Source organism: Affinundibacterium amnicola (genome assembly GCF_014284275.1).
Lineage (GTDB): Bacteria > Pseudomonadota > Gammaproteobacteria > Burkholderiales > Burkholderiaceae_D > Undibacterium > Undibacterium amnicola.
This window is the reverse complement of record NZ_JACOFU010000002.1, coordinates 798,829-811,410: the sequence shown is the minus strand read 5'-3', so window position 1 is coordinate 811,410 and position 12,582 is coordinate 798,829. Positions and strand designations below refer to the sequence as shown.

The following is a 12,582-nucleotide window of genomic DNA, read 5'->3' as shown; positions in this document are numbered from 1 at the left end:
TTGAACTAAATGTGTTGGATTTGCTCTAAAACCGCTAAGCTCATGTTTTAAATCATAGCTCTAACCCCGGTCTGCAATTCACTATAAAAAAGGAACCCCATGTCCCTAAAAAAAATCGCCCAGGCGGTCAGTCTCGCGTTTTGTATTTCCCTCAGTGCTGCACCTGTTTATTCGGCTTATGCAGCAACGCCACAATCGGTTATCCCTGCACACGCCCGTGCCGACAAGATCAGTACACCTACCTCGGTATTGGGATTTGAGTTGGGTGAGTGGCATGCGCGTCCTGAGCAATTAACTTCCTACTATCAATTATTGGCAACGCAATCGCCACGTGTCAAAGTGCGTGTGGTTGGCTATTCGCACGAGCGTCGTCCAATCTTGAATGTGATTATCACCAGTGAAAAAAATCATCAACGCCTGAGTGACATCGAAGCAGCACGTGGACGTGGTGAAAGCGATACACCTTTGGTCGTTTATCTCGGTTACAGTGTGCACGGCAATGAACCGAGTGGTGCAAACGCCGCACCTGCAGTGGCTTGGCACTTGGCTAGTTCAATGGATAAATCGGTCAATGACATGTTAGAGCGCACCGTGATCGTGATCGATCCTATGCTCAATCCGGATGGCTTAGCGCGTTTTGCAAATTGGGCGAATAGCAACCGCGGTCAGACTTTGGTTAGCGATCCAAATACTTTAGAACATCGTGAAGGTTGGCCTAGTGGTCGTGGTAATCATTACTGGTTTGATTTAAATCGTGATTGGTTGTGGTTGCAACATCCAGAATCCCGCGCACACGTTGCGACTTTCCAAACATGGCGTCCGCATGTGTTCGGTGATTTTCATGAACAAGGCACCGATGCGACTTATTTCTTCCAACCTGGCGTACCAACGCGTACCCATCCTTTAACACCCGCGAATAATCAAACCTTGACCGAGGCGATTGCAAAGTTCCATGCGCAGGCCTTGGATGCACGCGGTGAATTGTATTTTAGCCGTGAAGCCTTTGATGATTTTTACTATGGTAAAGGTTCGACCTATCCAGATTTACAAGGCAGTGTTGGCATCTTGTTTGAGCAAGCGAGTTCGCGCGGGCATATCCAAGATTCGCGCAATGGCTTGCTGAAATTTGATCACACGATTGCGAATCAGATTACGACTTCGTTCAGCACTATACAAGCGGCGGATGCAATTCGTGATCAATTGATTTCGCATCAAAAGAACTTCTATGATGAAGCGAAAAAGATGGTTCAGGCCGATCCTAATCGCGCGATGTTGTTTGCCGCGGAAGGTAATCCTGCGCGCTTACGTGATTTTTCGAATCTGTTGAAACAACATGGCATCGCTGTGCATCAGGTTAAAGGTAGCGTCACCATCAATGGTCAACGCTATGATGCGCGTGATGCGATTGCTGTGCCCCTTAATCAACGCCAAAATCGCTTGTTAGAAGGTATTACGGAGTTACGTACACAGTTTAAAGACAATACTTTCTACGATGTCTCTGCATGGAGCGTGACGAAAGCGTATGACTTGGCAAGTGCCAAGAGTGCTGGTGATGTGATTGGTGAGCCGGTGCAGGATTTGCCAAAAGCGAGTTTAAAAGCAGAGTCGAATATCGCTTACGCTTTTTCTTGGATGAATGATGATGCAGCGACCTTATTGGCTGAATTGAGTCAGACAGGTTTGCGTTTACGTACCATTACAAAGCCGATGCGCGTACAAACTACCGAAGGCGTTAAGGATTTAGGTATTGGTAGTATCGTGATCCCAGTTGCTATGCAAAGCACTCCCGCAGCAAATGTCGCCGAAATTATTCGTAAAGCGACCGCCAATCACAGCGTTGAGGTGTTCGCATTGACTTCTGGTGCGGGCAGCACGGGCGTTGATTTAGGTAGCGCGAGTTTGAAGACGGTAGAACGTCCACGTGTTGCCGTATTAACTGGTCAAGGTTTGGATTCGACATCGGTAGGTGAATTGTGGCATTGGATTGATACGCACTTGCGCTTACCAGCAACCATGCTCGGCACTGATCGTTTGGCAACTACACAATTAGAACGCTATACGCATATTGTGATGAGTGATGGTACGTATCGCCTGTCAGATGAAGCAAATAAAAACATCGAACGTTTTGTTAAGCAGGGCGGTGTCATCATTGGCGTTGAGGGCGCGTTGAATTGGGCGAGCAGCCAATCCTATTTGCAAACGAAGTTGGTGAAAGGCGATGCCGGCAAAAAATCGGATGCCGATAAGGCAGATGATAAGAAAGCCAAGGAAGGACGTTTAGCTTATAAAGATCAAGACGCGAATGCTGCCAAGGATTTAGTGGCTGGTGTAATTTTCGAAACGGAAATTGATCGTAGTCATCCGATCGCTGCCGGTATTCCTCGCGATATCTTGCCAGTATTCCGCGGCCAAGCGGATGTGTATAAGTTAGAAGGGGATCGTTATGGCACAGTTGCAGCTTATACCAGTTCGCCAGTATTGAGCGGATATGCGTCTCCAGAAAACGCCAAACGGATTGCTGGCTCTGCAGCGATTACAGCGCAACGCGTCGGTAGTGGTAGCGTAATTTTGGCGAGTGCGGCTTTAGGCTTTAGAAGTGGTTGGCTAGGCAGTCGCCGTATTTTAGAAAATGCTTTGTTCTTTGGTAAAGCGTTTGAAAAAGCACGCGCCGAAGGTGATGAGGCGCACGACGCGCACTAAGCATAATATTGGTGTTTGTCATGTAGGGCGGGTGCAAGCCGCGTTGCTCAAGGGATCAAAGTCCTGGCGGCGCGGGTTGCACCCGCCCTAGTATTTTTGGCTTCATTCTTATGTAGAAGCTGAATTAATAATCCCACCGCCTAAACAAACATCGCCGTCGTACAAAACGGCAGACTGGCCCGGTGTCACTGCCCATTGTGCTTCGTTAAAATGCAATTGAAATAGCTCGTTATTACCGCTAAAGCGACATGCCATATCGGGTTGACGGTAGCGGGTTTTGGCTGATAATTTTTCCAGATCCGGTGCATGACCTGCCACCCAACTGACTTGCGCAGCTTCTAGTGAATTCGATAGCAACCACGGATGGTCATGCCCTTGTACTGCATACACACGGTTGTTCTCCACATCCTTGCGTGCCACATACCAAGCATCGCTGCTGCCATCGGCATTTTGATGCGACTTGATGCCGCCTATACCTATACCTTTGCGTTGGCCTAAAGTATAAAAACTTAGACCGACATGTTTACCGATGATTTCTTCTTCTGGCGTGCGGATTTCGCCCGGTGCATAGGATAAATAACGATTTAAAAATTCACGGAAAGGACGTTCACCGATAAAGCAAATGCCGGTCGAGTCTTTCTTTTTTGCGTTCGGTAAATTGATTTGTTCAGCAATTTTACGCACTTCGGTTTTATTGATTTCCCCGAGTGGAAACAAAGTATTTTTGAGCTGTGCCTGATTCAAACGATGTAAGAAATAACTTTGATCTTTGCTAGCATCAAGTGCTTTCATTAACTGAAATTCGCCATTCATTTCACGCACACGCGCATAGTGACCAGTCGCAATGTAATCTGCACCGAGTTTCATCGCATGATCTAAGAAGGCTTTGAATTTAATTTCAGCATTGCATAAGACATCAGGATTGGGTGTACGACCAGCTTGATATTCACGCAAAAATTCGGCAAATACGCGATCTTTATATTCGCTGGCGAAATTCACAGTTTCGATATCGACACCGACCACATCAGCAACGCTCACAGCATCAATCAAATCTTCACGCGTTGAGCAATATTCAGAATTGTCATCATCTTCCCAATTCTTCATAAACAAGCCTATCACCTCGTAACCTTGCTCTTTTAAGAGCCAGGCAGAGACCGAAGAATCTACACCACCGGACATACCGATGACTACGCGTTTTTTACTCATGAATATTCCTGCTAATTTTTATACTGTTCTTGTTCGAATTTGTTTTTACGTTATCTTGGTTTGTGTCCCCTCTCCCGCAAGCGGGAGAGGTCTAGGGTGAGGGCGCTCCAAATGAAAAGAAATTTCTGAAAACTCTTTTAACGCACTTATTAACTCAATTATTAACTCAATTATTAACTCAATTATTAACTCACCTAAACACCCAACACACTAGGATGCGTATACATCAAATCCAAAGGCGCTCTTTGTCCCGCCAGATAATCTTGCAAACATTTTAAAATCAAGGGGCTGCGGTGCATTTCTTGGCACGCCAGAATCTCTTCATATGTCATCCACAATGCCCGCAAAATGCCGCGATCTAAAGGCCTGTCATGTTGGGCAACAACTTTGCCACAAAATGCAAAACGCAGATAAGTCACTTCTTTGCCTGAATTTGGTGAAATAAATTTTGACATATAAGTGCCGACCAAGGCTTCTGGAACAAACTCATGCGCCGTTTCTTCCATGGTTTCGCGAATAACCGCTTGCTCTAAACTTTCATTGGGATCCAAATGTCCGGCCGCTTGATTCAGGCGTACGCCATCGGGCGTCGTTTCTTCTATCATTAAAAATTCTAAACGATCACCATGTTGGCGCGGCACAATCGCTGCGACGGTGACTGAAGGTTTCCAAGTAGTAGACATGCTGAAGGATTTTAAATGGCGGCTGAATATTGAAATAGGGCGACATTTTACCTCGCCAGCCTGAAATTCACCCGTGATTGCACCCAAATCATGATTCGAATTTGCTAATAAAGATTCTGTCTATAAGAAAAACTTCAAACCTGTTGTAATTTTAAGCATGAAAATGAAAGTGCAGAGAGATCTGAGCTAAGGTCTGAATTCCGTCGCCAAGCCTTATGCCATCAGGGTCTGGCATCGTGATGTGTGAGTTCAAGGCTGATTCAGGCTGCTTTATAGCGGTGCGGTGATAGACACATCGTGGTGGTTTAGAGTGCTCATCCTGTGCCAGTATGCTGCGTTTTTCGTGTAATATCGTTGTCGAATATTAAATGTATGATCTCCCTGCAGTTCAAATTCGTATTGAATGTCCGCAGCAGTTTGTAAAACCGTTTCAAATACTAGTAATACCTCTTGGCTTTTATCAAAAGTCAGGAAATCTGCGTAGCATGAAATACCTGAAGTCATCACTTTTGCCATTGAACCTAACGGTCTCAACAATAAAAAGGAGTTCTTTATGAAAATCGGCATTCCCGCCGAAACACGGTCGGGCGAGACGCGCGTTGCGGCGACCCCAGAAACAATTAAGAAATACGTAAGTGCCAAGCACGAAGTCGTTGTGCAAGCAGGTGCTGGTATTGCCTCATCGATTACCGATGAAGCATATCAAGCGGCTGGCGCAAGTATCGGTTCTGCTGCGGACGCGTTTGCGGCAGATTTGATTTTGAAGGTGCGTGCACCGTCCGCAGAAGAGCGCGGCATGATCAAATCTGGTGCAGTGATCGTTGGCATGCTCAATCCTTTTGATGCGGAGAATATTACCGCGATGGCAGTGCATGGCATTACTGCATTTTCGCTTGAAGCCGCGCCACGGATTACCCGTGCGCAGTCGCTAGACGTGTTGTCTTCACAAGCGAATATCGCTGGCTACAAAGCTGTGATGTTGGCAGCCAATACTTATCAACGCTTCATGCCGATGTTGATGACAGCCGCAGGTACCGTGAAAGCCGCCCGCGTTTTGATCATGGGTGTGGGCGTGGCGGGTTTGCAAGCGATTGCAACGGCAAAGCGTTTAGGCGCAGTGATCGAAGCGTCTGACGTTCGTCCTCCGGTGAAAGAACAAGTCGAATCCTTGGGCGCGAAGTTTATCGACGTGCCTTATGAAACTGATGAAGAGCGTGAAATCGCGAAAGGTGTGGGTGGCTATGCGCGTCCTATGCCTGCTGCATGGATGGCACGTCAGGCTGCTTTGGTGCATGAACGTGCCAAACAAGCCGACATCATCATTACTACCGCTTTGATCCCAGGTCGCAAAGCACCGATCTTGATTTCGGAAGAAACAGTGAAAGCGATGAAACCGGGTTCTGTGATTGTCGATATGGCAGTCGAGCAAGGCGGCAATTGTCCTTTATCTGAATTGAATAAAACCGTCACCAAATACGGCGTTCACATCATTGGCGAACCGAATCTGGCGACACTGGTGGCGGCAGATGCCTCAGCGCTGTATTCACGCAATATTCTCGATTTCTTAAAATTGATTATCGATAAAGATGCCAATCTCGCGATCAATAAAGAAGATGAAATTGTGGTCGCTACCATGATGTGTTCTGGCGGCGAAGTATTGAAGAAATAAATTTGGTCAGTAGTTTTTAAATAAAACCATTTAACACAGAGATACGGAGCTTCTGAGGGCATACAGTGAAATGCTCTAATGCGGCTCAATTAAGCCATGTTCTACGTATCGTCATTCCCGCGAAGGCGGGAATCCAGCGGCTTAAATGCTTAAAGACACTGGATCCCTGCCTACGCAGGGATGACGCCTCGGATTGTTGAGGCTAACTGAACAGCATATGAGAGATATCTCGAACTTCTCGATAAACTGTGTTTCGGTGTTAGGTGGTTTGCAAATCTGTTAGATGGAAATATTATGCAAAGAAATATGTTACGCGCCAAGATTCATCGCGTTTCTGTGACTCAATGTGATTTGAACTATGAAGGTTCATGTGGTATCGATCAGGATCTGCTCGACGCTGCTGACATTAAAGAACATGAACGGATTGAGCTCTACAACATCAATAACGGTGAGCGCTTTGCAACTTACGCGATTAAAGGTAAGCGCGGCAGTGGCGAAATCTCTCTGAATGGTGCTGCAGCACGACGCGTACAACTGGGCGATTTAATGATTATTTGCACTTACGCACCGATGGATGATGAAGTCGCAGAAAACTTCAAACCTAAAGTCGTGTTTGTGGATGCGAAGAACAAGATCACTAGCTTAAAAGAATATTGATTTGCAGAGATTTTCAAACGTGATGGAAGTAAAGAATAGCTGAAGCTTAATGCTGCTCATTTCAGCACGAAACTTTGAGGCGTCATCCCTGCGTAGGCAGGGATCCAGTGTCTTTAGGCTTTTACGCGACTGGATTTCCGCCTTCGCGGAAATGACATTGAAGCTAATGAACAGCATTACAACTGAAGTCCCTTTTACCTAATTAAAGAGAGAACGTCATGGATGTAGTAAGTCATACACTCACTAATCTGATCATTTTCGTACTGGCAATTTATGTCGGTTACCACGTGGTCTGGACCGTAACACCCGCATTGCATACGCCTTTGATGGCGGTGACCAATGCGATTTCTGCCATCATCATCGTTGGTGCGATGTTAGCGGCAGGTTTAACCGAAGGTGCCCTCGCACAAGTGATGGGCACGCTGGCAGTCGCGTTGGCGGCGGTCAATGTCTTTGGTGGCTTCTTAGTCACGCAAAGGATGTTAGAGATGTTTAAGAAAAAAGAACCCAAAGCGAAGCCTGAACATAAGGAGGCACAATAATGAGTATGAATCTCGTGACGATGCTCTACCTGATTGCATCGGTTTGTTTTATTCAAGCACTTAAAGGTTTGTCGCATCCATCAACTGCGCGTAAGGGGAATACCTTTGGCATGATAGGGATGGCAATCGCCGCGTTTACCACGGTTGCTCTGATAGTTAAGCTGAAAAACGAAGCGGGAGGTGCCAGCCTCGGTTATGGCTTGGTAATCCTCGGCATCGTGGTCGGTGGAGGTATCGGTGCCACTTTGGCGAAACGCGTAGAAATGACCAAGATGCCAGAACTGGTGGCAGCGATGCACTCCTTGATCGGTTTGGCGGCAGTCTGTATCGCCGTCGCCGTCGTGGCCGAACCATGGATTTTTAACATCACGACACGTGATGCGGCGATTCCATTTGGTAACCGTATTGAATTATTTATCGGTACCTTCGTCGGTGCGATTACCTTCTCTGGTTCAGTGATTGCCTTTGGTAAATTGTCCGGTAAATACAAGTTCCGTTTGTTCCAAGGCGCGCCTGTTAGCTTCGCTGGTCAACATATGTTGAACTTGGTGTTGGCTATTGCGATGGTGGGTCTGGGCTTGGTATTCTGCTTTGATGGTGGCGTCGCTCCTGCATGGACGCCATTCATTTTGATGACGGCAATTGCTTTCGTTCTGGGCGTACTGATCATCATCCCTATTGGTGGTGCGGATATGCCCGTGGTCGTATCAATGTTGAACAGTTACTCAGGTTGGGCAGCCGCAGGTATTGGCTTCTCACTCAATAACTCGATGTTGATTATTGCCGGTTCTTTAGTTGGCTCGTCCGGTGCGATTCTCTCTTACATTATGTGTAAGGCCATGAACCGTTCTTTCTTCAACGTGATTCTCGGCGGCTTCGGCGGCGCTCCGGCAGAAGCAGCAGCTGGCGGCGGCGCGCAACGTACAGTCAAATCTGGTTCACCTGATGATGTCGCGTTCTTGTTAGGCAATGCAGAAACGGTCATCATCGTTCCTGGCTATGGTTTAGCGGTAGCACGTGCGCAACATGCGTTGAAAGAATTGACTGAAAAGCTTACGCACAAAGGCATTACGGTCAAGTATGCGATTCATCCAGTGGCAGGTCGTATGCCTGGTCACATGAACGTGTTGTTGGCAGAAGCTGAAGTGCCATACGATCAAGTGTTTGAGATGGAAGATATTAATAGCGAATTCGGCCAAGCCGACGTGGTCTTGGTCTTGGGCGCGAACGACGTTGTTAACCCAGCCGCAAAAGATCCAAAATCACCTATCGCGGGTATGCCGATTCTTGAGGCTTATAAGGCGAAAACGATTATCGTTAATAAGCGTTCCATGGCTTCTGGTTATGCTGGTTTGGATAATGAGTTGTTTTACATGGATAAAACTATGATGGTGTTTGGGGATGCTAAGAAGGTGATTGAGGATATGGTGAAGGCTGTCGAATAATACGCTTTTCTGTGTTTTGATTGCTTGTGAAAAAGCCCGCAAGATCTTTGGATTTTGCGGGCTTTTTTTGTTGCTTAGTATTCTAAGAGTTTGAAGGTGCGATTAGCATCAGAATATTCCAACTATGCTGAATGTTGCTTTCTTCGAGTGTCGATTAGTTTACTGCAATGATGTGACAACTTTGGAAAATCGATAGCGATTCTGTTGAGTACATTCTCCATTTGAAGTCGGTCTTCGAACGGAAAAATTTCATTCATTAACAATGCAACTTCAATCTTCTCGCTATCATTTCCAAGTAGCCAAGTCTCTATTGTTTCCATGATTTGTCTATCGTTATCATCCAAAACCCATATTAAACGATCAAAAATTTCTGCAAGATCTATAGCTGGTAGGTTTTTAGCTCTATGTTCAAATAGATATTCAGCGAGGTTTTTCATTCTCGTTTCTCGTTAGTTTGATTGGCGAATTTTGATTGTACAACCGATGGTTTTTGATTTGTTTTCTCTGTTGTATCGTAGTGTGTTGGTCGGGTGTGGCCCGACAGCCAATTACCTTTTTTGCTTCCGGTATGTGTCAAGGTACCTGTCGCTTAAAATTTAAATCATGCTGCTTTCATGTAGTCCTTTTCTTGGGCTTTTGCTTTTTCTGGGTTGAGGTAGACGCTGTCATTTAATTTCCAGTTTCTCGTTCCTTCTGACCAACGTAAAGGATGCTTTTGCCGTGCTAGTTGATATACCTGCGCCCGTTGGGTCAACAAGGCACTCGACTCACCACGATGTCGTTGCCCTGGCGTCAGGTATTTCAAGGCGCTATGGCAATGCTGGTCGTTATACCAATCAACAAATTGCGTGACCCAGAGGCGGGCTTCTTCCACTTCGACAAACAAGACAAAAATATCTGTACGATCTTTAACGGTTTTCTTGCAGTTTTCGACTGTCGATAGATCCGGCGACACGGGAAACGATGGATATTCGCTGAGCACTGGATCGTGTCCCAAACCTGCAATGCTCTCTCGGATGTGTTCACGTAAAGACTTTAGGCGGTAGCAGGTAGAACTAACGAAAACAGAAAGTTGTCGTATTTGTAGTGCCTTACATAGTTAAATTTTGAAACTAAAAGATACCCGAAGGCTTTTGAAAAGACAACTTGTTTAAGTACTCTCAAATAATGCATGTAGTCCAATTTATGAAGGCAAACATGAAGCATGTTTATACGTTGGCACACATGCCCATTCAAAGGTGGATTTAAACCTGAACCACCCTCATCCCCAACCCTTCTCCCGCTTGCGGGAGAAGGGAGCCTGATTAAAGCTTTATTACCGCTTAGGTAAAGGAATCCGCTCAGTCTCACCCGGTACTTGCCCCATACCCAATGCGCTATCACCAGCTTCCCATGCCAGCGATGCAGCTTCTATAACTTCTTTATGACTGGCGACAAAATTCCACCACATAAACCGATGTCCTAAAGCCTGACCGCCGACCAATACAAAGCGAGTTGGACGCTCACCGCTACTAATGCTCTGCTCATGATCGATGACTAACATCGTGTGCGATTCTAATGCTTCGCCAGCGACGAATACTTCACCCTCAATTAGATAAATTGCCTGCTCGTCCGCCAGCATCGGTAATTGCCATTCGCTATTCGGTGGTAATTGAATGTCGAGATAGAGTGTCGGCGATAAAGTTGGTACCGGTGAGTTCGTACCAAATGCGCTGCCAACTAAGACGCGTATAGTCGCATTGCCATTCGTGATTTCGGGTATGGCGGACGCGGGTGTGTGACTAAACGACGCGGGGATTTTTTCTTTATCTTCCGGTATTGCTATCCACAATTGCAAACCGTGGTTGATGTAGGTGTCATGCTTTTGTTCTTCAGGTTTACGTTCCGAGTGAACGATGCCATTTCCCGCGATCATCAAATTAATTGCACCAGGTTCTATGCGTTGTGTGTAACCGAGATTATCTCTATGCAAAATCACGCCATCAAATAAATAGGTCAATGTCGCTAAGCCGATGTGGGGATGTGGGCGTACATCGTGATTGTCTTCTGGTTTGACGGTGACTGGACCAAAATGATCGAAGAAAATAAATGGGCCGACTGCCTGTCTTTTTGCGGATGGTAGTAAACGATTGACGACAAAGCCGCCGCCTAGATCTTTGCCATGGGCTTTGAGTACTTTGGAGGGATAAAAAATGGGATTCTGACTCATTATGCACGCTCGACTTTCGTGGTGATTTCTGTGGTGACGCTCGCCATTAATTTATGTACTGGGCATTTTTCCGCGACAGCACTGATCTGTGCAAACTCTTCATCGCTAAATTCGCCTTGAACTAATAAAGTCGCTGCTAGTTTATATATGCCTTGTCGTTCTTGTGAGTCGTCACGTTCGATACGTGTATCAATGTGGGTGATATTGATGTTTTTCTTTTTTGCGTACCACATCAAGGTAAGCGTTTTGCAGGATGCCAATGCCGCATCGTATAGATCATGTGGGCTGGGGCCAAGATCCTCGCCACCTTCGGCAATCGCGATGTCTGTCGTCAATGTATGCGCGTTGATATGGACTTCTTGAGCGAGTTTAGCATTGGCTTTGGAGTTGAGTTTGATAGACATAGAAATTCTTTCTATTGGGAAGAAAACGCGTACGATTAATATTTACTTCAAAGTTGATTGTAACGAGCTTTTATTTTGTTGGCGCGATGAGATCACAATACCCGCAACAATCAAAGCGAATGCGAGTATGTGATACCAATGCGGTAGTTCACCCAAGATGGCTGAAGACAACAGGGCAGTGAATAAAGGCGTTAAGTTAACGAAGAAACCAGCGACATTGGGACCGGCAAGCTGCACACCAGCACCCCAACAATGAAAGGCGATGATGGCAGGGCCAATGGCGACGAAGCAGATCGCGGCAATTAAAGTCCAGCTCCAGTTGATGTGATAATCAATCAGTGCCCATTCAGTGGCGGCAAATAATGCAGACCAGATCAGGCCATAACTGATTTGCGCCAATAAGAAATAAGCCCAATGTTTGCGCATGTCGGTTTGGCGCGTTTTGTCATTTAATAGCCAGCTATAAAATGACCAAGCGATTGTTGCCGCGATCATTAATAAATCACCAGGGACTAATTGAAACGCCAATAGCTGCTGCAAACTACCTCGGCTGAGTACGAGCACAACACCGAGAACAGATAGCAAAGCGCCAGCGATTTGTTTTTTGTTGATTGTTGCACCAAAAAATGTGGCACCGATCAGCAGCATCCATACCGGCATGCCTGATGCCACCAAAGTGACATTAATAGGCGTCGAACTTTGCAAAGCGAGGTATTGCAAGGCGTTGTACAAACCTATGCCCAATAGACCGAGCAATAAATAGAATTTTGCATCGCGCCAAAGTCCACTGCCGGATTTAAAGATGGGATAGGCAAGCGGCAATAGGAATAAGAATGCCAATGCCCAACGTAAAAAATTCAAGGTGGTAGGTGGGATCGCTTGATAGATCAGTCGACCGATGATGGCATTACCCGCCCACAGCATCGGTGGAATGGTGAGTAAGGCGATCGTACTTAATGATAAAGCTGGGCGCATGGAAGACTTATTAGCCGTGAAGTCGGTATTATCTATTGAAAACAAGTTTTCGGTGCTAGCCATGCGGCAATGTTTTTGGATGATCTATTTAT

The 12,582-nt window shown here is 46.1% G+C and carries 12 protein-coding genes; 5 read left to right on the top strand and 7 right to left on the bottom strand.

The window, feature by feature from the left end:
* The first annotated feature begins 99 nt into the window (after positions 1–99).
* Positions 100–2,700 carry a M14 family zinc carboxypeptidase gene (locus H8K33_RS07760; protein ID WP_186890400.1) on the top strand — a complete coding sequence of 867 codons (2,601 nt, stop codon included), beginning with the start codon at positions 100–102 and terminating at the stop codon, positions 2,698–2,700.
* 108 nt (positions 2,701–2,808) lie between these two features.
* Here the strand turns inward: H8K33_RS07760 and mnmA are convergent, their stop codons facing one another.
* Both mnmA and H8K33_RS07750 read right to left on the bottom strand, forming a co-directional pair.
* Positions 2,809–3,906, bottom strand: a complete 1,098-nt coding sequence (gene mnmA / locus H8K33_RS07755) for a tRNA 2-thiouridine(34) synthase MnmA (protein WP_186890399.1) — start codon at positions 3,904–3,906, stop codon at positions 2,809–2,811.
* Positions 3,907–4,100: 194 nt separating this feature from the next.
* Entirely contained in the window at positions 4,101–4,589 is a 489-nt protein-coding gene (locus tag H8K33_RS07750; protein WP_186890398.1) for an NUDIX hydrolase, read from the bottom strand.
* Positions 4,590–5,142: 553 nt separating this feature from the next.
* Here H8K33_RS07750 and H8K33_RS07745 point away from each other — a divergent pair.
* The 4 genes from H8K33_RS07745 to H8K33_RS07730 all read left to right on the top strand — a co-directional run bounded on the left by H8K33_RS07745 (position 5,143) and on the right by H8K33_RS07730 (position 8,902).
* Positions 5,143–6,258 (top strand): Re/Si-specific NAD(P)(+) transhydrogenase subunit alpha, encoded by a 1,116-nt coding sequence (locus H8K33_RS07745; RefSeq protein WP_186890397.1) that lies wholly within the window; start codon positions 5,143–5,145, stop codon positions 6,256–6,258.
* A gap of 294 nt (positions 6,259–6,552) precedes the next feature.
* Positions 6,553–6,915, top strand: coding sequence for an aspartate 1-decarboxylase (gene panD, locus H8K33_RS07740; protein ID WP_186890396.1), 363 nt, complete (start codon positions 6,553–6,555; stop codon positions 6,913–6,915).
* A 218-nt stretch (positions 6,916–7,133) separates the two neighbouring features.
* Positions 7,134–7,457: an NAD(P) transhydrogenase subunit alpha part 2 gene (locus tag H8K33_RS07735; protein ID WP_186890395.1), complete on the top strand. Its 324-nt coding sequence runs from the start codon at positions 7,134–7,136 to the stop codon at positions 7,455–7,457.
* Positions 7,457–8,902 (top strand): NAD(P)(+) transhydrogenase (Re/Si-specific) subunit beta, encoded by a 1,446-nt coding sequence (locus H8K33_RS07730; protein ID WP_186890394.1) that lies wholly within the window; start codon positions 7,457–7,459, stop codon positions 8,900–8,902. Before H8K33_RS07735 ends, H8K33_RS07730 begins: the two co-directional genes overlap by 1 nt.
* Before the next feature lie 122 nt (positions 8,903–9,024).
* On the opposite strand, the gene H8K33_RS07725 is transcribed toward H8K33_RS07730, so the two are convergent.
* The 5 genes from H8K33_RS07725 to H8K33_RS07705 all read right to left on the bottom strand — a co-directional run bounded on the left by H8K33_RS07725 (position 9,025) and on the right by H8K33_RS07705 (position 12,490).
* Entirely contained in the window at positions 9,025–9,339 is a 315-nt protein-coding gene (locus H8K33_RS07725; protein ID WP_186890393.1) for a hypothetical protein, read from the bottom strand.
* Between the two features lie 164 nt (positions 9,340–9,503).
* On the bottom strand, positions 9,504–9,983 hold the full coding sequence (locus H8K33_RS20065; protein ID WP_186890508.1) for a DUF4062 domain-containing protein: 480 nt from the start codon (positions 9,981–9,983) through the stop codon (positions 9,504–9,506).
* Positions 9,984–10,217: 234 nt separating this feature from the next.
* A complete protein-coding gene (locus H8K33_RS07715) occupies positions 10,218–11,111 on the bottom strand; it encodes a pirin family protein (RefSeq protein WP_186890392.1) in 894 nt (297 codons plus the stop codon).
* A complete protein-coding gene (locus H8K33_RS07710) occupies positions 11,111–11,515 on the bottom strand; it encodes an OsmC family protein (protein WP_186890391.1) in 405 nt (134 codons plus the stop codon). The genes H8K33_RS07715 and H8K33_RS07710 overlap by 1 nt, the downstream gene beginning before the upstream one ends.
* A gap of 42 nt (positions 11,516–11,557) precedes the next feature.
* Positions 11,558–12,490 carry a DMT family transporter gene (locus tag H8K33_RS07705; protein WP_186890507.1) on the bottom strand — a complete coding sequence of 311 codons (933 nt, stop codon included), beginning with the start codon at positions 12,488–12,490 and terminating at the stop codon, positions 11,558–11,560.
* Positions 12,491–12,582 lie beyond the last annotated feature (92 nt).